Consider the following 25,080-nt stretch of genomic DNA (forward strand, 5'->3'; position numbering starts at 1 on the left):
AACGCGTGACGGTTCCGCGGCAACTCGGCGAGCGCCTGCATCGGATGGCGGTAGAAGTGGTCCACAACGTCCAGCAACGTCTGGCGCATCTCCGGAGTGCCTCCTGAGCCGCCGGGCTCCTGGCCCCAGATGAACCACATCAAGCTTGCGAACGATGGAACGGCCTCGTACGGATTTCGCACGCAACAGACTATCTTCGCGTCCGGAAACGTCTCGTTCAGGCTCTGGACCTTCGCGCTGAAAGACGGGTTCTTCGACAACAGCCGTTTTTCGGGCCCATGCACATATAGATGCCGCTGCACGCATCTCTTGTAGTACGCCATGATGCGCGCTCTGTCCTGTGGCGCGAGCATGTCGTCAAAGTACAGCAGATGCTTCAATTCGTCCACGAATGGAAACGCGAACATCATGAATGCGCTCACGAACCTGTGCACAAGCAGCCATTCATCTTCTTCCGGCTCGAACAAGCTGATATGGTGCATTCTCCGAAAACCGCCGAGCAGCCAGCCGTCGAACTTCACCAGGGCCTTTCGGCCCAATCCGCCCAGCGCCGCGTCCGCGCGCGCCAGCGCATACAAGAGCTTGCGCCCGATGATCGAAGGCGCCAACACAAGCTCCCAGAACTGAAAGGTCGTGAATTGCCCCGAGTCTTCTTTCAAGACACGATGCAGGAAGGTTGTACCGCTCCGCGGTATGCCTACCACGAATACGGGTTCCTTCACTTCGGTCTTCCGGTAAGCCGGGAAAAAGATCTCGTCCAGAAAAAGCGCCAGCGAATGCACCAGCCAGCCCAGGAACAGCGCAGGGATGAAGATGCCCTGAAGCAGGAACCGCTTGGGCGTCAGCGGGACCAGCCTGTCCTTGTTCGACGCTATCACCTTCCAAATCAAACGGAGATAAAGGGGCAAGCCAAACATGCCTTTTCCCTGCCAAGCACGATCCTCAAGAATTGTCGCGCAACTCCCCGGTTGGATTCCAGCCCGCGCTGCTCTTGCCGCATGCGGGGCGACCGCGGAGTCACTCTGCGTCCACGACCCGGATCGGGTTCGTAAGCACCCAAGGCGCCATACCAAGCGCGTAATTCTCGCCGGTCACCGTAATCTCGCCGGGAACGCGAAGGTCAGCCTGTATGCGGTACTTGCCGGGCGCCGTGACCGCGTATTCGAAGGTCTTGCCCTCGATGTCAACGACCTTCTTGCCGTTACGGAACAAAGTGAACCGGCAGGACAGCGGCGCCTCCGCCAGCAGCTTGAGATCGGGTGTTAGCGCAATCTGTTCGCCCATGGTCACCTGCTGGCCGTTGCCTTGAGCAACGTAGGCGAAGCCGCTAGCGTCCGCCAGCATGTTGAACGCGATGAAGGCGCGGCCCTCGCGCAGCGCGTCCAACAGCGCCGTCTCGGTGAGTTCCTTCGCCAGCAGATGCGTGTTGACGAAGCGAGCCGAGCGTTCATAGGGGTCTGCGTCTATACGAAACACCTGCTTATCCGGCTCCAGCGGCCCGAAAAACACGCGAAGCAGCAGTCGCGTGAAGATATTCAAGTCGAGTTCATACAGCTTGTCTTCCGGATCGTTGTGGCCAGTATCCAGCAGCAACAGCGTATCCCGCGCGGTGTAGACACCCCGCACGCCGACGTTCTGGTGGCAGTCGTTCGCGGCGATGGCGGTGATGTCCCGGTGCAGGCTCTGCTCGTCCCATTTCTGGACCAGCATCGCGAGGATCCACCAGTCGAACATGTGCCGCAGCGTCTGGTCGCCGTACGAGAACAGGTTGATCAGGAATTCCTTGACCAGCTCCGGCCGCGAGTGCTTCTCCATCAACTCGTCCAGAATGTCGGTATGGATGTTGTAAATCTCCATGCCGTCGATCTCGGGAATGTGAAATGGGCGGCCCGCCTCGACGTGCCCCAGGCATAACACGCCGCCGAGCGCCCGAATCTCCTTCGCCAACTCAGCGGGGTCGGCATCGTTGCGCAGTACAGCGTCCTCAGGCAACCCCCACGGCATGAACCCCTCCGTCATCTCGAAACCCTGCACGAAAAGGATACCGTCGTGCACGCCGCGCCAGCCCAACGAGTAGTCCGCCTTGCCGTCCACCACGTGGTCCGTAAGAAAGATGAATTGGCATTGCGCTTTGTGCAGTGCTTCGGCGATCTCCGGAAACTGCACTTCCGAGTCATGTGAGATATGCGAATGGCTGTGCATGACCCCCCGGTACTCGTTCCAGCCGGTCTTGAGCGACACTGGGGTACGTTGCGCAGCCAAGTCCTTCCATGCGGCCGCCTGTCTCGGAAACAGCCAGAAATGACGATATAGCTGCGGCGCAAACGCGCCCAGAAACGCACCGGCCAGCAGTACAACCGCACATAAGAACAATCGCAGACCCCAGCGGAAAAAACCTCTGACTATCCGCCGAATCCGTCCTTTGCGTTCCAAGACAAGTGCCTCCGGGTAATGGTCCGGCATCCCGATGGTAGCGCCGCGGCGCCTGCTTTCAGCGGCACGGAAGCCTTCCCGAACCGGGCCTGCCAAACTGCCTTTAGCCCGATTTCAACGCACACGCGCCGGCCTTATCCGCTTTTCGGGGCGCACGCCGCGCACTGCGAGGGAATCCAGCCATTCAGACATGCGCACATCTGTCCGGCACGACTGGCCCACATTGAACACTGGGCCTGGCCGCGCTGGCTGCAACCGGCACGCAGCTTGACCCGGCCCCGCCCAAAAGCGGCATTCTGCCTTGGGTTGTGGAAGGTTCAGCCTACGCTGGTGGGACTGCCGATGGAGAGGTCGCGGCGCGCCGTGGCAATACTGATGGTGAAGCCGGCCAGCACATCCAAAAGCGAAATAAGCATGAGCAGAATGAAAGGCGCGGTGCCGGCGCCGTCCACAACCAGCAACTCCACGAGGAATATGATGAACACGGACATGGACAACATGTGGTCAATAATGGTGGTCCGGGACACCCGCGTGGCCTTGAGTATCTCAAAGAAGAGCAGAAAGATGCCCAGCCCAACGAGCAAATCCGCTCCCCCAAGAGCAATAGGCGTTTCCTGCGCCAGGCGGGGGATCGAGATCAGCGTCGCGTTCTCCTGAAAATTGGCTCCGGCCATCATGGCCACATTGTAGATAACCAGGACAATGAACAGTAGCGGAAAATAGAGAACGTATTTCATGCTCGACTCCCCTGCTCCCAGCCCGCAGCCGGTGTCATCCGCACACCGTCCGCAAGAGGGACGCAGATGATGCTACCCCAATGAGGTTGTCTCACGATACCCGGAGCGCACGGAGCACAGTCCGCGCGCTCAAACCGCATTCCATCACGCTGCTAGCGTGACCTGAACCTAGCACAACCTGGAAATTCTTGTCAATATGGGGAAACCCCGAATCTAACGCCTCCAGACGGCGCTATCCGGGGCGCTGCCCGCCTGACCCGGCATCATGGCGTCTCAAACGTCAGGATTTCTCGTGTCTCGATGATGTCACCAGTAACGCGGACGTGCAGGAATCCAATCGGCGCGTTATTGAAATTCCAGCAACAGGACCGCACCTGGAATACCCGTGTCCGCCCGACGGAGTACTCCCTCGTCGGCAGGTGCAGATGACCGAAAAACATGGCCAAAGGCTGTTTCTCCGCCACCAGCGCGTTGAACCAGCGGGAATCGTTCCGGCTCAGGAACATGTTGCGGTCCGCGCCGTCCGGTTCCGGCGGGATATGCGCAAAGAGGATTTTTCGCGGTTCCGGCAAGACAAGTTCCCTTTCAATCCATTCGCACTGGCCGGACGGCTCGATGTTCTCCGAACAGAATTGCCCCACATGCTCGCCGCCTTTGCCCGCATCACACATGCTGATGAACCGGATGCCTTTGTGAACGAAGCTGTAGTAGTCCGAGGCGCTCCCATCAACCTTGAAATCGTCCGGGAACATGGCGCGAAGCAGACTGCGTGTTTCCCGGTCAGACTCATGATTCCCCGGCGTGACGTGAACAGGGATATCGAGGAGCGCCAGGCCCGGCTTGATGGCCTCGGGATGGATATCGCCCAGGAGCAAGAGGAAGTCCGGCCGGGAGGCTGCCTCCATTTCCTCTATCGCGCGAACGCACGCGGCGAACTTGTCCACACCGCTGCCATAACGTTCCAAGCCCGGTTTTGGACCCTCGGCGGCATGAGGGTCCGCGACCACGCAAAAGCAGAAGGAAGAAGCTCCTTCCGGACCTCCGGCCAGCGCCGAACGCATCCCAGGCCCGCAGGTCCAGGCCGTTCCAACCGCCGCGGCGGCATGTTTCAAGAAATTTCGCCGATTCATCGCGGGCCCTCGCGATCCTTGGGGCATGAGGCATTCGTTTCACGCAAACGGCTAGACGAGGCTCCACCCTTCGCGGTACGTGCGCTTGATGAACTGGTCCGCTTCCGGGGCGTTGTCCGCGTGCAGGGTTTCCGGGTTCCACTGCAGTTTCTTGCCGGTGCGGTAGGCCACGTTACCAAGGTGATTCGCCTCTGTGAGCCAACCTGCATGCTCGAAATTGCACGTGGTCGGCGCACCCGTCTTGCAGGCGTGTATCCACTCCGCGTGATGACCGATCGACGCCGGAATGAACGGCTCGGGACGCACAAAGTCCTGGAACGTGTCCTCGGGCAGGAGCTTGTGCCTTCCGTAGTCGGAAAGGACCATGCCCTTGTCCCCTACAAAAAGCACGCCGTCGTTCCACTGCGGGATGCCGCCTTCGGTCCAGATGGCGGGCTTGTTCCTGCCCTGATACCAGGTTAGCGTCAGGGCGGGCATGTCGCCGCGAGCGGCATACTCATACGTGACCTGCATCGAGGCGGGCGCTATTTCCGCATGCACGGGCGGGCCGGAGGCTTCGGCCGTGAGCGGGCATTTCAGGTTGAGCGCCCAGAACGGCAGGTCGTTCCAGTGGCTGCCCAGGTCCGACATGGTGCCGTTCCCAAAGTCCCACCACCGGTACCATTTCGGCCCCGGGAAATAGACGTTGTTGAACGGGCGCATGGGCGCGGGACCAACCCACAAATCCCAATCGAGCCCCTGCGGAACCGGGTCCTCGCCCGCCGGGCGTTCCTGCGCAAACACGATATCCTCCGCCTGCTTGGCTTCGGCCTCGCTCTGCCAGCCCCAGGCCCGCGAGACCCAGACATGCGCCTCGCGCACCGGGCCAATCGCGCCGCTCTGAATCAATTCGACCACGCGCCGGTAGTTGTCGCCCGCGTGGATTTGCGTGCCCATCTGCGTGGCCACTTTCGCCTTCGCCGCCGCCTCACGAATGATACGCGCCTCCCATATATTGTGCGTGAGCGGCTTCTCACAATATACATGCTTGCCCAGTTGCAGGGCGGGCAGCGTCGCGAACGCATGCGTGTGCTCGCAGACGCTCACCACCACCGCGTCGAAATCGTTCGCATGCTCGTACAGCTTGCGGAAATCGGTGAACCGGGCAGCATCCGGTGCGCGTTGCGCCGCCGCCTCGATTTTCCTTTCGTCTACATCACACAATGCAACGATGTTCTCGCTCGCAACCTCCGTGAAATTGCCCACGCCGCGCCCGCCCGCGCCGATAATGGCTATGTTCAGGCGCTCATTCAGGTTCTGGCCCCGCACCACCGCGGGAAATCCCACGGTTGCAGCGCCCGCCGCCACGGCGGACGCGCGCAGGAAATCGCGCCGCGAAAAACGGCTTTCTTTGTGTCCTCTCTTCACGCTTGGCTGTGCCATGGTGTCTGTGTCCTTCTCGGGCGATGGGCCATCGCCCGTTGTGTGAGGCGCCCGAATTCAGCCGACCCGATGTCGTTCCCGCACGGGACAAGGGAGAAAACCAGAATCGGACGCGGTCTCCCGGATGCGCCCCCGTCCCGGACGTCATCGTAGACAAGGTCATCCCGCCGATTCAATGGACATGCCCGCAAGCGCTTCGGCGAGACGGGCTATTCGAGCACCGCCCCGCGCGCCGCGGACGTGACGTGCTTCACGTACCGGCGCATGAAACCGGGCGGCACTTCGCGTTGCGGCGGCCGGAATTCCCTGAGCCGCGATGCAACGTCGATGCCCGCCACGTCAAGCCGGCGGTGCGGAATGTCGATGGTCACGACATCGCCATCCCGCAGCGCGGCGATCGGGCCGCCCGCGGCGGCCTCCGGCGAGATATGGCCGATGCAGGGGCCGTCCGACGCGCCCGAGAACCGCCCATCCGTGAGCAGCGCCACCCGTTTCAGCGGTGATTGTGAAAGGGCCAGCGTGATGGCGAGCGTCTCGGGCATTCCCGGCCCGCCGCGCGGGCCCTCGTTACGGATGACGACCACGTCGCCCTCGCGGAATGCGTCCGCCTCAAACGCGGCGAGCGCGTCCTTCTCCGATTCGAAAACGCGGGCGGGCCCGTTGAAGGTCAGCATCTCGGGCGCCACGGCGGACTGCTTCACGACCGCGCCTTCCGGCGCGAGGCCGCCGAAGAGGACCACGGTGCCGCCTTCCGCCATCCAAGGGTTCTGTTTCGTGCGGATGACGGCTGGATCGCGCACTTCCGCCGAGTTCACGATGTCGCCAAGGGTCTGGCCCGACACGTTGAGGGCGTCGAGATACAGGTCGCCGGCCAGCATCTTCATGACGGCCGGCACGCCCCCAGCCGCATACAAATCGATGATTCCGTGCGGCCCGTTGGGCGCAACCGAGAGCAGCGTGGGAATCTTCCGGTTGAACTCGTTGAAAACGGCAAGCGGAAACTCGAAGCCGAGTTCATGCGCGATAGCCGGCAGATGCAGCGTCGAATTCGTCGAGCCGCCGATGGCCAGATCCATCATCACGGCGTTTTCCAGCGCCTCGCGCGTGAGCAGTTTCCGGGCCGTGAACGATGCCTCACACGATGCCACGATGCGCTGGCCCGTCTGACGCGCGAACAGCAGCTTCTCCGGGTGCGACGCGGGAACATTCGCCGACCCCGGAAGCGCCAGCCCCATCGCCTCGGTGAGGCATTGGAACGTGTTGGCCGTGCCCATCACTTCGCAAGCGCCGCACCCCGCCGCCGTGCAGCATTCCAGCGCCATCGCGCTGCCCGCGTAATCCTTCGCGTTTACGCTGGGCTTGCGCGCAGGGTTCAGGCGGACCTGCCACGCATTCGGTCCGCCTGCAAGAAAAATGGCGGGCAGGTCCAGCCGCGCCGCCGCCATGACCATGCCCGGGATGATCTTGTCGCAACTCGCGATCATGACCATCCCGTCGAACATCATGCTGCGCACGTGCGTTTCGACGATGTCCGCGATCAGTTCGCGCTGCGGAAGGATGTAGCGCATGCCCTCATGGCCCTCGGCCATGCCGTCGCAGGGCGCGGGAACGTTGAATTCAAACGGGATGCCCCCCGCCGCGTGGATTCCGTCCTTGACCCGCTGCGCAAGCAGGCCCAGGTGCATGTGGCCGGGGTTCAGGTCCGTGTTCGAGTTGACCACGGCAATAAACGGCTTGGACATCGATTCGCCGATATCCGCCCCCGTCGCCTTGATCAGTGACATGCGCAGCATCGCGACTACGCCATCGCGGAAATCGAAGAATCGCCCGCTGTTCCGCTTGCTCATGTTCCCGGCTCCTCCGCGCGCTCCGCGGTTTCCTGTCACCCGATATCATGCGCGCCGCATCATATGCGAACACCCGCCGGATGACAATCCGTCAGCCCATGACCCGGATTGACCGTTCGCGGCGTCAACGGCTAGATTCTACGTCTGACTGCGCGCGTTTCTCCGGTGTTGTGCAGCCCGAGCGTTCGCGCCCGGTCTTCCCGGACGGGACGTCCTTCGGGACGACGCATAAGAAGGATAACGGCATGAATAGCTGCGACAGGAGGACTTTTCTGAAATGCGCGGGCGCGGCCGCGGCCGCGGCGGGCATGCCGGCGCCAATCCCTGCCGCCGAAGAGGTTCCCGGCGCCAACCCGGATAATACGGTCCGTGTTCGCGTCGAGGACCAGGGAGATCCCCTGATATCGAGAACCTTCTCCCTCCTGAAAGACCGAATCAAACAACGGTGCGATTCCGGCGTCGTCCTGGTAGACGCGGACGCCCGAGTGGTGCTCGCCATTGACGACCGATTGCCCGCCGAGGGTTTCCGTATCGGCGAAGCCGGCGCGGCCGTTCGTATCTCCGGCGGCTCTCCAAGAGGCCTGCTGTATGGAACCGGAAAATTCCTGCGGACAAGCCGGTACGACGGAGTCTTCGAGCCGTCCTCGTGGCGCGGCGCTTCCGCGCCCCGGGGCACGGTCCGCGGTATGTACTTCGCCACGCATTTCCACAACTGGTATGTGCAGGCGCCGGAGGCGGAAGTTGTCCGCTACATGGAGGATCTCGCGCTCTGGGGCGTGAATGCCGTAATGGCCGTGTTCCCGATGATCAATCTCCAGGGCTGGGACGACCCTCAGGCGGAACCTGCCATGGCCATGCTGCGCCGGTACGCCAGAACGGCAAAGGAACTCGGGCTCCTGTTTGTCACCGGCCTGGGTAACACGCTCTTCAGCGGCGCGCCGGACGCCATACGCACGACGCGCCTTCCGGACCCCACCGGCCGCCGGGGCAACAGCGGCCACCCCATCTGCCCGAGCATCCCGGAGGGCCGCGAATACATCCTCACCAATACGCGCCGTTTGTTCGAGGAACTCTCCGGCGCCGGCCTCGACCTCGTGTGCTACTGGCCCTATGATGAAGGGGGTTGCGCGTGCGAGAAGTGTATGCCCTGGGGCTGCAACGGTTACCTGAGGCTATCACGCGACCTCACTCATCTCGGACGCGAATATTTCCCCAATCTGAAGACGATCCTGAGCACGTGGATGTTCGACACCCCGCCCGAGGGCGAGTGGCAGGGCTTGAGCGATGCGCTGGATCGCGGCGAAGACTGGATTGATTACATACTTGCGGACGCGCACGAGGATTTTCCCCGCTACCCGCTCGATGCCGGCGTGCCGGGCAACCGCCCCCTGCTCAATTTCCCCGAGGTCAGCATGTGGGGAAATTGGCCCTGGGGCGGTGTCGGCGCCAATCCTCTGCCCGCCCGTTTCCAGCGCCTGTGGGACCAGGTGAAGCACGTCGTCGAAGGCGGCTTCCCCTATAGCGAAGGCATTTACGAGGATATGAACAAGGCCATCGTCGCCCAGTTCTATTGGGACCGCGACCAATCCGCGCGCGCTACGCTCGAAGAGTATATCGGCTACGAGTTCGGTCCCGGCGTCTGCCAGGATGTGCTCTCACTCATTGACGTTCTGGAAACCTCGGCGGGCCGCTCCTATCAGAAACAGCCTGTGGACGCGGACGAGGCGCGCCGCGCGCGGCGACTTGCGGAAGACGTGCAGGCGCGCTTGCCCGAATGGGCGCAGAACAACTGGCGATGGGAGATCCTCTATCTGCGGGCGCTTCTGGACCACGAACGATTCGCGGGAGGCGGCCTTCACACGCCCGAGGCGGAGACCGCCTTGCTGCGCCTCATCGAACGCTACCACTGCCAACTCGAAACCGACGACCCCTACCACCATCGCGTGCGCCCTCCTTCGCAACACGCCGTGTCACGAAGGGGAGAAAAGTGAGTTCGCACCACGGCGGACTGGGACATGCAAAAGCATGGGCCGGGAACGCGACGCCGTCTGCTTGCTCAACCTGTCCCGCCGTTTCCCCCGTGACGCATTCCCCATGCTCTGTTCGCCTCACCACGCCCTTCTCTTACACTCCATGACCCTGTTCTTCATTCCTTTCCCAAGCCGGGGCAGAAGCCGTCTTCGGTCGGCGGGTCGGCGTCCGGGCAGGCATAGTAACCGCCGGCATTGTAGAACTGGAAGAGGCGAAACAGTTCCGTCAAGCCAATGGACCAGTCAGGACCGCCGCTGTAGTCACTGTCATGGGGACAACAAGCCCGGTCATCGCCGGGGCCGGGCGCGTAACCGTCCTCCGTATCTCCGGATGGGTCCGCACAGTGAAAACCATGAGAGTTGTACAATTGAATAACCCGCAACAATTCGATCAAAAGAATCCGGTTGTCATGGTCCCGGTCGGCTGTATGCCATCCGCCCGCGCACGCATCGCCTTCTCCCTCTCCTTCTCCCTCTCCTTCTCCCTCTCCTTCTCCCTCTTCTTCTCCCTCTCCTTCGCCCGGCAGCGATTCGAGCACGGTTACGGTGCGTTCTGTAGACGCCCAGTTCCCAGCCTCGTCCCGCGCGGTATAACGGAGCGAATAGGTGCCCGGCGTGCCCGTATCCACGCCGCCAGTGATGCTCACGAAAACGTCATCATCACATGCGTCCCGCGCGGTCGCACCCCACTCGATATAGGGTGTCCCCTCGTATAGCGTCATGTGCGCGTCACCGAGCAGGGTGATCTCGGGAGGCTCCGTATCCACCACGCGCACAAGCCGGACAGATTCGGCGGCGTTCCCACTTGCATCCATTGCCGTATACGCGACAACGAATTCCCCCGCATGGCCGGTATCCACGTCGCCCGGTCCGATCGAAGCAACCACTAGCACATCAGGGTCGCAAGCGTCGACACTCACGGCGCCCGGGTCCACGAATGGTTTGCCACACGAAACCCAGAACTCCGCCCCGCCCAGGAGTTCGATGACTGGCGGTTGCGTATCCGCAATGCGTACCAGCCTCTTAACGGGCACAGCCGCGTTGCCGAAGGCATCGACCGCGTCGTAGGTCACCACATATTCGCCCGGAACACCAAGCTCAATCGCACCCGTTACCTCGACAGCGACGTCGTCGTCACACTCGTCCGAGGCGACTCCGCCGGGATCATCGAAGAGCGAACCGCATTCTACGTCTATCTCCGGGGCGCCGATCAGCACGATTTCGGGTGGCGTCCTGTCGACAACCGTAACAAGCCGCACGGCTTCCAGCGCGGCGAAACCGGAACCGTCGGTAACGTTATACGTGCGGACATACGCCTCCGGCGTCTGCGTGTCCACCGCATCGCCGCCGTAGATGATGTTGGCCGAAATATCCCCGTCGCAGGCATCGTAAGCCAAGGCGCCGGGCTCCAGGAACACGCTGCCGCAGGAGACGTCCAGCGTTCCGCTTCCAGCCAGGATTATCACGGGCGGCTGACTGTCCGACACCCGCACCATCCGCGTGGTTTCGACAAGTTGCCCCTCGTGCTGCAGCGGATTCCCCTCTCCGTCCAAGGCAGTGTACGTCAGCACGTAAGCGCCTGTCTGGGGAGCAACGGCAATTTCACCGGTGTTCTGCGTGCTTAAAGGGACAAGCCCCACGTCGAAGGCAAGGACGCCGGGGTCAAGAAACACTTCGCCGCATTCGGCGTCCAGACTCGACGGGCCGCGCAATTGAATACACGGTTCGTAAGGCGTAGGCAAACCCCGCAAGGTGGGATAGGTCCGGTCCTCGCGAATCTTCCACACCGAATCGAAATTCCATCCCGCCGATTCGAAGGTCGCGCGCCGCTTCATGTCGGCGGTCGATTTTCCCGTGCCACCGCCCGAAGTCGCCATGCCCGAGGTCTCGATGTCCCAGAAACAGGCCCGGACCGTACCGTAACTGTGGCCGATAAACCCGCCGAGCGTGCCGCTGCCCGTAACGAGGCCCGTGGAGTAACACCGCGACGCAGGGTCAAGCATGGTGATACCGAGGCCGCCGCCCGCCAAGTCCGCGCCGGCCACGGGCCCCGTGGCGAAGCAGTTCTCCGTCAGCGCCTGGTCGTTGTGGCCCACGATTCCGCCCGTTAACGGTGCGCCAAGGGCTTCAACACTGCCGATGGCGAAGCAGCGCCTGACGACACCAAAATTGCGGCCAACCAACCCACCCGTATTCGCTCCGTCCGATACGTTGCGAACCGCAACGGCCGTCCAACATCCGGAGACCTCGCCCCAATTCGTGCCGGCCAGCCCGCCCACATTGCCTGTGCCCGTGACTTTGCCCGCGGCAAAGCAATCGGTCACCGAGTGCACCGTGTGCCCGATCAGACCGCCGGCGGAAATGAGGCCGGTTACGTCCGCCCAAGCGCCGCACGTGCTGAAATGAATGTTGTCTCTAGCATTGCCGGCGAGTCCCCCCGTGCCATTCCGTCCCTGGACGCTGCCGATGGCCATGCAATAGACGACATGTCCGCTCCCTTCCGACCAGCCCACGAGCCCCCCTGTATAGTCGCCCCCCGCCACGCGCATGTTCACCTCGCAAAACGCCGTCATTCCCCCGCGGTGCCCCCCTGCAAGACCGCCTGCACAACCTGCTTGCGCGTCCAACGTGCCAGAAACGAAACATCCGGTCACGGCGCCCCCGTTGTTGAATCCCACGAGTCCGCCTACCCAGCTTCGACCGTGGATACTGACGCCTTCGAGACGCAGCAGACTTATCCGGCCCGCGGCGCCCAGTCCTGCAAACAAGCCTACGTAATCTTCCTCCGGACGATTGATGGTCAACCCAGTGATTACGTGACCCCTGCCATCAAAGCTTCCTTGGAACCCTGCGGAGGCATCGGCGGCCGCATACGCGCCAATCGGGTCGAAACCCTCTCCCCCGTTCCACGCAGCCGTATTCGATGCGTCAATATTCTGCGTCAGCGTATAGTGACCGTCGAGCGGATACGCCGAATCGGTCCCGATCAATGCGAGTTGCTCGACACTGTTAATCTCGATGCCGTCTCCAACTCCGACAGCCGCCGCGAGACCAACAATCCACACCGCCGCGAACATGGCCGTATTCTCCTCGCGTTGCAGCCGCGAACGGCAGGAGGAAGCGCTGCCTGCGCACTCCGCTGACTCTGAGCCGCGCCTGCCAGCCGAGACCACTGCCGACAAAGTCTAGTATACCCTCGAAGATAGCCATCCGCACGTCCTGTTGCCATGCTGTCTTCCCAGCGTCTCGCATTTCCGGTGCCGAAGCTGACACAATACAACCACATTCTGAAACTCCGTGGCGGAAAGGACAGGGTCATGCGATACCTTCTCGGAACGCTTCTGGTCTTCCTGTTGTTTGCAGCGGCTACGTCAGCGCAGGAAACGCCGCGGCCGGACCCGCTACTTGCCGGGTTTGCGGCCGCGGACATCACGCCGCCGCTCGGCTTGCGCATGAGCGGTTATTTCAGCGAGCGGCTGGCCACAGCCATAAAGGACCCGCTGTACGCGAAGGTCATGGCGCTGCGCCAAGGCGACACTACCGCCGTTGTGGTCTGTTGCGACCTGCTCGACATGGACGCCGCCCTGACCCGCGACGTGCGCGCACGCGCCGAGGCAGAACTGGGCATCCCCGCCGGTCACGTCGTGCTTACCGCAACGCACACCCACACCGGGCCCCTCTACGGCGATGTGCAGCGTTTCTTCCTGGACGACCCGAACACGCCGCCGGACCCCGTCATGGAACAAACGGCCGTCTATGAGACAGACTTGCGGGACCGGATCGTTGCCGCCATCGGGGAGGCTATCGCCGGGGCGCAGCCCGTGCAAATGCGCCGGGGCGCCGGCCAGATTGAAGGCATTGCATTCAACCGCCGCTTCTACATGAAAGACGGGACCGTCCGCTTCAATCCGGGCAAGTTGAACCCCGAGATCGTGCGGGTCGCCGGGCCGACAGACCTGGAAGTCGGCGTGATTGCGTTCGGGGACGGGCAGGGCGCGCCGAAGGCGCTGTTCACCTCCTTCGCGCTGCACCTGGACACGACCGGCGGCACGGAGTACTCGGCGGACTATCCGGGGTATCTGCAGCGGGCCCTGCGCGAACATTTCGGCCCTGACCTCCTCTCTATTTTCGGCACAGGCACGTGCGGCGACATCAATCACGTCGATGTAAGCCACAATGAGCCGCAGAAGGGCCTGAGCGAGCCGGAACGTATCGGCACGGCGCTGGCCGGGGCCGTGGTCGCGGCGGAGCCGGGCCTGGCCGACACGCCGCAGCCGCAACTCGGCATCGCGCGCATCGTCGTCGAAGCCCCGAAACGGCCCTGGACCGAAGAGGAACTGGCCGCCGCCCGCGAGACTGTCAGGCACCTGAGCGAAGGCAAGACGCCGTTCCTGGATGACGTGCATGCGCGCCGGGTAGTACATGTCGCGACCGCGCCCGGCGACACCATCCCCCTCGACGTGCAGGTGCTTCGCCTCAGCGAGGACGCCGCTATCGTCTTCCTGCCGGGCGAAGTCTTTGTCGAGTTGGGGCTCCATATCAAGCGGTCGTCGCCCTTCGCCACCACGCTTGTGGTCGAGTTGGCAAACTCTTATCCTTCGTACATCCCCACGGCGCAGGGGTTCGCCGAAGGCAGCTACGAGACCGTCAGCGCGCGTGTTCCCCCCGGCTGGGGCGAAGAGATGGCGGAGGCCGCCCGGCGGCTGCTATATCAATTGAAGTACCCCGCGCCGGCGCAGTAAGGCGGCACCACCACCGTGAGGTGCAGGTCATGGCGTGGCTGCGCAGTTGGATCTACGGCGTGTTTTGCCGCGCGGGCGGCACAACCTTGGAGACCCTGAACGTGATGGAAATAACGACCCTGGAAGCATTGCGGGCGGCTTTGGAGAAGACGGGCTCCGGCGTGGCCGCGATTTTCAAGCACAGCACACGCTGTCCCATTTCCGCCGCCGCGTACCGTGAGGTAACCGCGTACCTGGAGAAAGCCGGACCCGACGCCCCGCCGTTCTATCTGGTCAAGGTTATCGAGTCCCGCCCGGTTTCTAACGAGGCCGCCGCACGCCTGGGAGTTGCCCATCAGTCCCCGCAAGTCATCCTGCTGAGTGGCGGACAGCCGTACTGGAATGCATCCCATGGCGGGATTACCGCCGCCGCGATTTCCGGAGCGGTCGATAAGTTAAGACATTGATTTCATTAGACTTACAGATATTGCCGCAGAGACTTGCATTTTCAAGAGAATATGGTACAATATGGGTGAGCACAGGCTTCGGCCCCCGACAGTTGAGGTGAACACACACTCATAGACGATCATTCTCCAACCCCTCGTTCATACTGCCTTTCATCTCTCTGTGCCTCCTGTCGGGGGCATCTTCTTTTTTGAGGCTGGTTGGAGGACAGTTCGGCGTCTCGTTACGCCGTTTTCCTGGTCCTCACCACGTCCGCTGTACCACCCGGAATACGGCCTGCCCCGCCGTGCCGGACAGCAGGTCGCGCGCCGTAGCCACGTAATGGCCTGTGCGTTCGTTGCGCGCAAGCGGGATGAAACCCTCGCCCCGGCCCCCTTCGCACCGGACGTTTACCGCGTAATACTTGAGTTCCTCCCCCTGCATGGTCTCGAGCGTCACCCGGACCAGATGGGTTCCGCACACGCCGCCCCGCGCTTTCACGCGAATCTGAAACACCAGCCGTTCCCCCTGCGCCACGGTATCGGCCGCGATGAGTTCCAGCGCCCCCACCTCGTAAGGCAACCGGGCAAACAGCGCCGCCTCGCCGCGCCCGAGATGGAACCGCGCGCGCCTTCCAGGAACGGGCAGACGCGCCAGCAGGTCATAGACCGTATCACCCTTCTCGAAATCGAGGCGCACGGTCATCTCTTCCGGTCCGGAGTCCGGCGCGCGCACGGCCAGCAGCAAGTCTGCATCTCCGAAACGGTATCGGCGCCGCTCGCCGGGCAGCCACCCATCCTCCGGGACGGCAAGCGCTACGTCCGGCGCGATACCCGCATCAGCAAGCGCCTGACGCAGAAGCGCGTACACGCCATGCGTCAACGCCGGGTCGCCGTCCTCCGCCACAGCGGGAAACGGGTGGTTCAAGACAAGCCGAATACCCTGGGGCGTATCCAGCCGCAGCCAAATGGGCACATCGCCCGCCGCGCTTCCCGCCCGCGCCGTAACCGCAGCCAGCCGCGCGTCGGCAACGGTCCTGCCTGTGGCGGGGCCCGCCGGCTCCCGCCCGGGAACGGCCACGGGCGCGGCAGCGGGTTCCGGCGGGATGGCGTTCGGCGCGTACTTCACGCCGAACAAATCCGCCAGCGGTGGCGCGTCCCGTTCCACGCCGTGCGCATCCAGAACGCCGGGCAGCAGGTCCGCAATCACGTGCCCCCCTCGTTCCGCGAAGCCGGTTATGGCTTCGACTTCCTTGCCGTCAAGCGCCCGCGCCATGGGCAAGACCAGCAGCGCGTACGCCGCGAGCCCGTCTGCCGTCGCGTCCTCCCCCGCGATGATATCGAAACCGACGCCCGAACCCTCCAGGAAACAGATAATCCGCTGCTGCGCGTCGTTGTACCGCGCGCCACAATCCGGCCCGGCAGCGTCGCAATACAGGCTGGCGCGCGAATCGTAGACGGCCACGCGCGCCTGCGCCGGAACCGCGCTCAGCAGCAGCGTGTCCAGTCCTTCGCCTACCGTGTCATACGCGGCGGAAAAGGCATCGAAAAACGCGGCGGGCCGTCCGTCCGGCAACAGCGCCGCCTGCGGCGCCCCGTGAAACGCATTGCCGAACGGCTCCAGAAACCAGACGCCATCGCAGCCGTTTGCGGCCGCGTGCCACGGCAACCAGCGCGCGCGCTCCGGCGACAACGGCGCATCCCCGTTGATTGCCAGCGCGAACCGCCCGCCCGTCTTCCCAAAGGAACGCAGTTTGGCTTCCAGCGCCGCGTCCGGGCTCACGGCGATCCAGTCCATGGCGCGCGCCAGCGCAGCCCAGTGATAGCCTCGCATGCAGGGGTCGTCCTGCCGTGCTCGGAAACCTGTCCGGGCCTGTGCATCGGCCCCGAGTATGGCATCGCGCATGACGTTCATGTAGGCGCTGAAGACGCCGTCCATGAACATTCGAAAATCGGCCCACGATGCGGGATGTCCGGAATGTAACGCCTCCTCCCGGGGGGACGGTCGCACTTCCACCCATTCGGCAAAACCCGTGCCCCAGGCACTGTTCAGGCCCTCAAGCCCGCCGTAGCCCTCCTTGAGCCGCGCCCGAAACGCGTCCAGACAATGCGCGCACTGACAGATATTCTCGTCGCTCGCGCACAGATAGGCGGGGTTCCCCAGCGAGTAGTCCAGCACGCCGTCCCCGCGATAGCGCTGCACGGCTTCCGTCACACGCTTGCTCTCAATCGCAGTGTGGCTCGGGTCGCTTAAACAGGGAACGCGCACCAGTCCTTCCTCCGCCCGCTCCGCGGCAACGTGTCCCGCCGCCGCGATGGGCCGCAGGTTCATGCGCGTCAGGTGCCGGTGCGCGGCCGCGCCCGCCTCCGTATAGACAGAGTCAAACCCGGCGTGCGCCAGCGCGTCCAGCAGATGCCGCGCGTTGTATTCGTAGGCGTTCGGCGTCACGGCCGTCAGATGCAGCTTGTGCGGCAGCCGCGCCTGCCGCACGGGAAGCACGCGCACCTCCGCCGCCGCCATGTTCAACTCCCAATCTTCGAAGGTGTGCATTTCACCGGGCACGGCGTACACCTCGACGCGCACACTCGGCGTGATCAGGTCGGCAAACGGAAGCGACAACACGACTTCGCCGCCGCCTTCGGGCGCCGGCATGGCGCTATCCGCCACGAGCCGCCCCACTGCGTCTATGGCGCGCGCATAGATTGCCAAAGGGCGCGCCGCCCCATAGAAAGTCTGCGTCTCCAGCGCGATTTCCAGGTTGTCGTGGGGTAGCAGGATGGACTTGGAAAGACGCAGGTTCGTGAAAGAGGGCCAGCCCGTGACCTCGACCGGTTCCGTATGCCACAAAACGACGCCGCGCCGCCCGTGCAGCTGGATATCGAGCAAGTAGCGGCCGGGCCCGGCCAGCACCTCCGCGGTATAGCTGTCCGCGCCTTTTTTCAATTCCGGCAAGTCGTCGTAGACCACACGCAAGCCGCGGTTCGGGTCGCGCAATTGCACGGTTACGCCGTAGTCCCGCTCCGCGGGCTCAGCAAAACGGGCCTGAAATGTGCGAATGGGCGATTGTACCACCGTGTCGCGCATGGTCTGCACGAACTCCGGCGGCAGGTCCGGCGGGATTTCCTCCGGTGGCGGCCCCTGCGGCGCCATAGCAATCACCTGCGTTACGCGCATGACGGAATCACGGCCAGCAGCCCAACACACCGCGCGCGCAACAAGCGAGAAGTAGGAATCCAGAAACTCCGGCACGGCATGGACCGGATTGGCCAGCGCAGGCAGCAGGCAATGGGTTGCGGGCTTGTCCTCGCGAAACGGGAGCAACACGACGCGACCGTCGCCATAGGTGGCCGCCCGCACAAAGTCCAGTCCGCCGTGCCACTCGGGCGTAACGGACTCCCCTATGCCGCCGGTAATCGGACTGGTATCCTCCACCGGTTTGAGCGCTTCAAGAAACGTCTCGAAGACGATTCCCGCCGCTTCATCGTGATTGGCCAGCACCAGTCCCGCGCCCCCCGCTACCGCGCGGAACAAGACGCTTTGCGTTTCCACCGGCAGGGTGTTCAAATCGACATTACCCACAATGATGACGTCGAGCGGCTCCCGCAGCGCGCGGTCCAGCCGCGCCAGCACCTCACCGGCCGACGCGCCCGGCGCCTGTTCCTCGGCGAGACTCGCGTCACAGCCCGGATGGCCGCGGTCCCAAACACCGACAACTTCCAGGCTTAGTTCGAGCCGCTGCGACAGTTCCATTGCGTCCCGCAGCGTATAGCGCGGCGCGACGAGCAGGCCCCGGATGGGGCCGTCTTCCAACGGCTTGGCCCACAGCACGTGGGACGTCGCAAACGCGCCCTCGAAATCGAAAGCGGGCGCGTCGATACGTTCCTTGGCGCAAGCGTGACAGAGAACGCAAACGGAAAGCACAACCACCATGCGGCAAGACAACATCATGAAACCGCTCCAACCACCTGCGGACTTCGGAACCCGCGCATGAATGCCCTCAACCGGACCATGCAGCGGATATCCTTGCGTCGGGAAGAGTGTACCAGAAATCCCTCTGCTCCCCGCATGCCATCGATCGCTTGGAGCTGCTCTTTGCCTGCACGTGGGAACCCGAGTATACTGCCGCATTCAAGGCTGCATACACAGAAAGGGAGCATCATGAAGTTCAAAGCGGAAGGCATCATCTCTGCAATGGTCACGCCGTTTACCAAGGGCGGTGAATACGTCGATTTCGACAAGGCCGGTCCGCTCGCCGAATGGCTTGTGAAGCGCGGCGCGTCCGGCCTGTTCCCGTGCGGCACCACCGGCGAAGGGTTGCTCATGACCCCCGAAGAGCGCAAGACCGTCGCCGAGGAAGTCGTGCAAGCGGTGGGCAAGAAGGCCCTGGTCATCATACAGACCGGCGCGCTGGACACGGCCACCACCATCGAATTGACGCGGCACGCCCAGGAAATCGGCGCGCACGCGGCGGGCGTTGTCGCGCCCGGCTTCTACGGTTACGACGACGCGGCGCTGGAACTCTTCTACCGCTCCGTCGCGAAGGCGGTGCCCGGGTTCCCCGTGCTGCTCTACAATATTCCCGGCTGCGCGAAGAATTATCTCAAGCCCGACCTCATCGCCAAGCTCGCGGAAATCGACAACATCGTTGGCGTGAAAGACAGCACCTGCGACATGATTCAGCTTACGCAATTGCTCAGCGCCGTGCCGAAGGATTTCAACGTCATCAACGGCGTCGATGACTACGGCTATCAAGCGTTCCTGGCGGGCGCCAAGGCAGCCGTTTCAGGGACCTCGAACGCCGTCATCGACCTGTACCTGGGCGTTTACACGAACCTGAAGAAGGGCAACTTGAAACAGGCGTGGTCGTGGCAGGTCCGGCAGTCGGAAGCGTGCCGCATCTTTGAATACGGGCGCATGAGTTCGATGGTCAAGGAAGGGATGCGCTTGCGCGGTTTCGACGCGGGTTATGTGCGCCCGCCGCAGCGGGAATTGACCAATGCGGAGAAAAAGGCGCTCGCGAAGCGGATGGAAAAAGCCGGGTTGATTTGACCGCTTGCCGCGCGCCCGTTTTTCGGGACGCCCTGCTGACGCGCCGGAGCAGACGGAGCAGCCGCCGCGCCGAAGGACGCACAAAAAACGGAGGAACTGCACATGGCAGCCGCTCCCGCGGGAATTGGCGGAACTCAGAAACGCAGTGTCCGGCCGCGTACAGGTCTGCTCGTTTTCGTTCTTGCCGTGCCGGCGCTTTTGCAGGGCGCTGCCGCGCTGGCGGATGCGCGGGGCGGCATCTTCTATGAGCGCATTTTCGGCCCCGAGATTCCGGGCGAATACAAACACCCCGCATCCATCGCGGAACTCGATACCGGCGACCTGTATCTCGCTTATTACGGCGGCTCAGGCGAGTACGGAATGGATACGAAGGTCTACGGCGCACGGCTGAGCCCCGGCGCCGCACAATGGACCGCGCCAGAACCAATCGCGGACACGCCGTGGCGCTCGGAAGGCAATCCGGTCGTTTTCCAGGCGCCCGGCGGCCTGGTCTGGCTGTTTTATGTGGTCCGCTACGGCGACACGTGGTCGGATTCGCGCATCCACGCGAAAATCTCGGAGGACGGCGCGAAGACCTGGTCCGATTCTATGCTGATCGCCGACGAGAAGGGCATGATGGTGCGCGGCAAGCCCCTCGTCCTGAACAATGGCGACTACCTCCTGCCTGTCTACCATGAGACTGGCCACGACCGCGAGAGGGTAGGCTCGGACACCGTCTCGTTCTTCCTGCGGTACGACCCGAAGACGCGCGTGTGGTCCGAATCGTCCCGCATCCGCTCGCGCACCGGAAATCTCCAACCTGCGCCCGCACAGGTCACGGACGATTACCTCCTCTGTTTCTGCCGGCGCGGCGGCGGGTACGAGCCCGTCACGGACGGCTTCGTGGTCCGGTCGGAGTCGCACGACGGCGGGCGCACCTGGAGTGAGGGCGTCGATACCGAATTCCCAAATCCGAATGCCGCGGTCGACTTGCTCAAGCTGCAAAACGGCCATCTGCTGCTCGTCTACAATGACAGCATGACTGACCGCACCCCCTTGACTGTCGCCCTGTCCACCGATGACGGAGAGACTTGGCCGTTCAAGCGGGACATCGCCACCGGACCGCTCGATTACGCGTATCCGTACGCGATTCAGGCCCGCGACGGCAAGATTCATCTGGTCTACACCTCGCACGAACGCACTGTTGTCAATCGCGCGGTCTTCGAGGAATCGGCCCTGCGCGAAGCGCCGAAATAACAGATGCGGCCTACGGGGCGGCCGACGCCACGTCTTCCGCGAGCCTTTCAGCCACGATGCGGTGTGTATTGCCCGTGGGATGCCCGTCGATCCCGTAATAATCACGACGGGCGCCCTTCGCATCCCGCAGCAGGTCCGAGTAATTCAGGAACGTGATTCCGGCGCCGCTCACATAACCCCGAAGTTTCTCGCCCATCCGCTGCTCCGGATACACCACCACGTAGAAGGGGAGACCGGGGAAACACCGCCGCAACGCGCCCGCGGACTCCTCGATCATCGCTGCCACCAACCGGAAGTTCTCTGGCCGGTCGACAGGCGGATAGTCAATGCGAAGATACTGAACCGACGGCAAGCGCAGGAACGCGCGATAGCAGGCCTGCGTGACGGGCCGTCCCGTTTCGAAGGCGCCATGATGCACGAGTCGTCCGTCTTCCAGCGTCAGGCAAGGCAGGTCGCCGCCCCAAGTCGTGCTGACCCATGCGGTGCCGATTGCCCGGTCGATATGATGGTCAATGAAGACGTATACGGCGATCCCCTCTCGTTGGGCTACATCCCGCGCAAAGTCCTCTTTGGCCGCCAGCAGGCACATTTGCTGTGGCCCGTAGGCCTTGAACGCGAAGTTGTACGGCAGGTACGCGGGCGCCGCGCGCGCAAAATGGGCCGGCAGCGTCTCGCCATCGTTGACGCCTTCACCAAACGCAAAGGAACAGCCGAAGAAAAGCGCAAACCTGTCCCGCAGCGCGGCGTTGTCGACGGGCGTACAGCGCCGGCCCAGCGCGTCGATGGTGTAGTCGCACTCCTGCGCTTCGCCCGCCGTGCCAGCCAGCCGCATATGCACGCGCGCGTTTGGCCGCGCGCGAAACCCCAGATGCGGGTCGGTCTCGATCAAGCCCTCCCCCTCCCACGCCGCCACTCCTGGTTTTTCACCGGCAATGCGGATGCGCAGCAGCACGTAAAAGACGGATTCCAGAGCGAGCCACGGAATCACGACGGCGACGCTGCAGAACACGAGGGAGAACCAACGGGGATGACACCGCGCAAACGCGGTCACACGTCGAATCGCGCGCCGCATCGCTACTGCCGTTGCAGGACGGAGCCGCACGCGGCTGGGTCGGGCCAGGCCGACTCGGGAAACGCGCGCCCTTCCGTGTATTCGCGCACGTCGACAAAAACGGCCTCCTTCTCGCTCGATTCGTATCCCGCCATGAGCACCGCCATCGTGTCCCACGCGAGCATCGGCCCCGACTGTGGCTGCCGCAGCGGGTGCAACGCGCATTCCACCGCATCGTCCATTTCGTTCACGTAACCATGCGCGTGAAATTGCCTCGGACGCGGGAACGAGGTGCCCTGCGGCGTTGGCAGCTTCTCGCGCATCAGCAGGTTGCCCGCGACCGCGCCGTCCGGAAGGAACAACTGATGCTCGTCATTCGGATTGATCCGCATATCATACTGTCCAAAGTCGGTGATCACGGAAAACTCGTTCCTGATGCCGCTGATGCTCAGGTCATATCCAAGCAGTTCGGCCACGGTACCGTCCTGAAACACCACGGTCAGCCGGCCAAAATCGTCGACGTGCTGCATCACGCGGAAGTGCCGTCCCGCCGGTTTGGGCTGATGCTTCAGCACCTGAAGCGCGACTGCCGAAACCCTGGCGGGCCGAATCGGCTTGCCGTTGCGCAGAATGCCCTCGATTTGCTTCAAGTACAGCGCGGGCCCCAGCGGATGGCAGGCCTTGTTGAACAGCGAGCCGCCGCCGGACTTCGCCGGAGTGTCGTATGCAGGCGCATGAGACCCCTGATGTGCGCAGACGCCCCACTGGTAGAGAACCGTCCCCTTCTTGCGTTTCATCGCCTCGCGCAGCAGTTCCGCCACCGCCTTCACGCCATCCACGTAAACCAGGTTCTCCGCGTACAACAGTCTCGCCTGAGATGCCCCTGCCACGTCCAATACGCGGCTGAGCGCCTCCATGGTCTCGCGCTTGCGCGCCGCGGCGTCCGCCTCGCGCCCTTCGGCGTACCCATGCCAGATGATGGGCGGCTTCTCGAGCACAATCACCTTCACGGCCGCCTGCGCCGCCTCCATCACGTACTGACCATGCACGTAGTTCGCGCACGCGATGTTGTCGATGTCCGGCCGGATGCTGTTCAGCATCGTCTCATGGGACAAATAAGCCTTCGCCACGCCGTGCTTTTCCGCGAATTTGCGCGCGTTCCCCAGATGCCCTGAGTTTACGCCCGCCAGCACGATGTCCACTCCGTTCTTGTGCGGGATCATACCGTAGGCCTGCGCGGTGAAATCTCCGGCGAAGCCTGTCCCGCTGATCGTCACCTTGAGTTCTTGCACAGCCGCCTCCGCGTTCGTTCTTTCCTCGCTTCCATGCGGATGCCGCGCGGGCAAACCCGCCGCCGCATCGCGCATTCTTCCGGCATAGTCATGATTTCCACACGGGCCCGTCCTATTCGACCTGCAACGGCTCGATATCTATTTCGTTGTCCGCGGGACCGTCCAGTTCCAGCTTGATAATAGTGTCTATGGCATTCCATTCGGCTGGCGGCAGCGCAATGCGCAGCCGTTCGCCGCTCAGTTCCCAAGTGATGTTGCCGCCGGTAAGCGCCGCGGCCGTCACGACCCCGGCTTTCAAGCGCGGCAGGCTCAGGGTGCCTCCATCCCGGCGAAAAACGTGCAGGTACACGTTCCGGCCCTTGTAAGTGGCGCCGCCCCAAGCCCCGTTGCGGTACGGGCCGCCGCGCGTACCGTAGATGCTCTCGCCGTACTCGCCGAGCCATGCGCCGATCTGCCGCAACACCGCGGCCTGCTCCGGCAAAATCTCGCCCGTGGGCATGGGCCCGGCATTCAGCAGCAGGTTGCCATCGCCACAAACGCAACTGACCAGCATCCGGATGCATTCCTCAAGCGAGCGCGTGCGCCCGTCGGGCCGATAGGACCAGCCGCCGCCGTCCTTGCACTCGGTCATGGTAATGCAAGATTCCCAGGGCCGCTCGCGCTGGAACGTGCCGACCTTCTGTTCCGGCGTGTCAAAATCCCCCCGCGTCAGGGCGGCAGTCCCGGGCGAAGGCGCGTCTTCCGTGGGACGGATAAACCGCGCCGCACGATCGTTGACCACGATACCCGGCTGCAGCAGGTAGAGCATGTCGAAAAGGCTCTGAAAATCGTAATCGCGCCAGTTCCCGGCCACGTGATCGAACCACAGTATGTCGACACGTCCATAATCGGTAATGAGTTCGCGGACCTGTTCACGGTAGAAGGCGTCATATTTCCGGTTATCGCCCGCGAGATAGTCCGGGTGCGTCCAGTCCCGGGTCGAGTAGTACCAGCCCAGCATCAGCCCGTGCGCATGCGCCGCGTCCGCAATCTCTTTGCAGATATCGCGCGCGAACGGCGTCGCCCGGATGCTGTACTCGGGGCGCAATCGGGTCGGCCACATGGAGAACCCGTCGTGGTGCTTGGCAACGAACACGACGTACTTCATGCCGGCGTCCTTGGCAAGCTGCATCCAGGCGTCCGCATCGAATGCTGCCGGATTAAAACGCCGGTAGAGAGCGTCGTAGGTCTCGGCCGGCACGGACTCGAGACCGGGATGGTCATGGGGATGCCCAATGCGCGACCAGCTGATCTCCGTGCCGTTCACGCTCGCCGGGCCCCAGTGAATGAACATGCCAAACCGGGCCTCGCGCCACAGCGCAAGACGCGCGTCGCGCTGTGCCGGCGTCTCCTGGCAAGGCAACAGCGGGGCTGCGTCTGACGCATGCACGGGCTGTGCCATCAGAAATGCCAGCACCGGTATTGCGGCGAATACAGCCGGCGTCGCGGTCATTGTGTGTCTCCGGATGTTCCGCAATGTTAACCGGAACACAGTCTGGCAGAGCGGTTCGGCGCCGCGCAAACACTCCTCATGCGTTTGTGTTCGCCGTAGCGCGCTCACGCTCCCACTGCCGCGCGAACGCTTGCCCGACGGGCCCCGCGCGTTTGAGGCATCCGTCGCCGAGTCAGACCCGCGCGCAGGTTGAACA

At 63.3% G+C, this 25,080-nt stretch carries 16 protein-coding genes; 5 read left to right on the forward strand and 11 right to left on the reverse strand.

Features of this window, described 5'->3' with window-relative positions; all coding sequences use genetic code 11:
• The 6 genes from KA184_09910 to KA184_09935 all read right to left on the reverse strand — a co-directional run.
• On the reverse strand, positions 1-917 hold a 917-nt coding region (locus KA184_09910), incomplete at its 3' end, for a sulfotransferase (protein ID MBP8129878.1).
• A 100-nt stretch (positions 918-1,017) separates the two neighbouring features.
• Positions 1,018-2,433, reverse strand: coding sequence for a hypothetical protein (locus KA184_09915; protein ID MBP8129879.1), 1,416 nt, complete (start codon positions 2,431-2,433; stop codon positions 1,018-1,020).
• Between the two features lie 317 nt (positions 2,434-2,750).
• Entirely contained in the window at positions 2,751-3,170 is a 420-nt protein-coding gene (locus KA184_09920) for a hypothetical protein (protein ID MBP8129880.1), read from the reverse strand.
• Between the two features lie 263 nt (positions 3,171-3,433).
• Positions 3,434-4,300 (reverse strand): metallophosphoesterase, encoded by an 867-nt coding sequence (locus KA184_09925; GenBank protein MBP8129881.1) that lies wholly within the window; start codon positions 4,298-4,300, stop codon positions 3,434-3,436.
• 51 nt (positions 4,301-4,351) lie between these two features.
• Positions 4,352-5,722: a Gfo/Idh/MocA family oxidoreductase gene (locus tag KA184_09930; protein MBP8129882.1), complete on the reverse strand. Its 1,371-nt coding sequence runs from the start codon at positions 5,720-5,722 to the stop codon at positions 4,352-4,354.
• Between the two features lie 209 nt (positions 5,723-5,931).
• Positions 5,932-7,569, reverse strand: a complete 1,638-nt coding sequence (locus tag KA184_09935; GenBank protein ID MBP8129883.1) for a dihydroxy-acid dehydratase — start codon at positions 7,567-7,569, stop codon at positions 5,932-5,934.
• 245 nt (positions 7,570-7,814) lie between these two features.
• Here KA184_09935 and KA184_09940 point away from each other — a divergent pair, with 245 nt between their 5' ends.
• A complete protein-coding gene (locus tag KA184_09940) occupies positions 7,815-9,560 on the forward strand; it encodes a twin-arginine translocation signal domain-containing protein (GenBank protein ID MBP8129884.1) in 1,746 nt (581 codons plus the stop codon).
• A gap of 155 nt (positions 9,561-9,715) precedes the next feature.
• Here the strand turns inward: KA184_09940 and KA184_09945 are convergent, their stop codons facing one another.
• Positions 9,716-12,676, reverse strand: coding sequence for a DUF5011 domain-containing protein (locus KA184_09945; protein ID MBP8129885.1), 2,961 nt, complete (start codon positions 12,674-12,676; stop codon positions 9,716-9,718).
• A gap of 240 nt (positions 12,677-12,916) precedes the next feature.
• Here KA184_09945 and KA184_09950 point away from each other — a divergent pair, with 240 nt between their 5' ends.
• Together KA184_09950 and ytxJ are read left to right on the forward strand one after the other, a co-directional pair.
• Positions 12,917-14,341 carry a neutral/alkaline non-lysosomal ceramidase N-terminal domain-containing protein gene (locus KA184_09950; protein MBP8129886.1) on the forward strand — a complete coding sequence of 475 codons (1,425 nt, stop codon included), beginning with the start codon at positions 12,917-12,919 and terminating at the stop codon, positions 14,339-14,341.
• Positions 14,342-14,445: 104 nt separating this feature from the next.
• Entirely contained in the window at positions 14,446-14,787 is a 342-nt protein-coding gene (gene ytxJ, locus KA184_09955; GenBank protein ID MBP8129887.1) for a bacillithiol system redox-active protein YtxJ, read from the forward strand.
• Between the two features lie 241 nt (positions 14,788-15,028).
• Here the strand turns inward: ytxJ and KA184_09960 are convergent, their stop codons facing one another.
• Complete coding sequence (locus KA184_09960; protein MBP8129888.1) at positions 15,029-18,712, reverse strand: beta-galactosidase; 3,684 nt, start codon at positions 18,710-18,712, stop codon at positions 15,029-15,031.
• A 210-nt stretch (positions 18,713-18,922) separates the two neighbouring features.
• Here KA184_09960 and KA184_09965 point away from each other — a divergent pair, with 210 nt between their 5' ends.
• Positions 18,923-19,813 carry a dihydrodipicolinate synthase family protein gene (locus KA184_09965; GenBank protein ID MBP8129889.1) on the forward strand — a complete coding sequence of 297 codons (891 nt, stop codon included), beginning with the start codon at positions 18,923-18,925 and terminating at the stop codon, positions 19,811-19,813.
• 102 nt (positions 19,814-19,915) lie between these two features.
• Complete coding sequence (locus tag KA184_09970; protein ID MBP8129890.1) at positions 19,916-21,049, forward strand: exo-alpha-sialidase; 1,134 nt, start codon at positions 19,916-19,918, stop codon at positions 21,047-21,049.
• Positions 21,050-21,059: 10 nt separating this feature from the next.
• Here KA184_09970 and KA184_09975 read toward each other — a convergent pair whose 3' ends face one another.
• The 3 genes from KA184_09975 to KA184_09985 form a co-directional block, all read right to left on the reverse strand.
• On the reverse strand, positions 21,060-22,100 hold the full coding sequence (locus tag KA184_09975) for a hypothetical protein (GenBank protein MBP8129891.1): 1,041 nt from the start codon (positions 22,098-22,100) through the stop codon (positions 21,060-21,062).
• Positions 22,101-22,123: 23 nt separating this feature from the next.
• On the reverse strand, positions 22,124-23,392 hold the full coding sequence (locus tag KA184_09980; protein ID MBP8129892.1) for a Gfo/Idh/MocA family oxidoreductase: 1,269 nt from the start codon (positions 23,390-23,392) through the stop codon (positions 22,124-22,126).
• A 112-nt stretch (positions 23,393-23,504) separates the two neighbouring features.
• Positions 23,505-24,884, reverse strand: a complete 1,380-nt coding sequence (locus KA184_09985; GenBank protein ID MBP8129893.1) for an alpha-L-fucosidase — start codon at positions 24,882-24,884, stop codon at positions 23,505-23,507.
• Between the last annotated feature and the right edge of the window lie 196 nt (positions 24,885-25,080).

The sequence above is a fragment of the Candidatus Hydrogenedentota bacterium genome, from assembly GCA_018005585.1.
Lineage (GTDB): Bacteria > Hydrogenedentota > Hydrogenedentia > Hydrogenedentales > JAGMZX01 > JAGMZX01.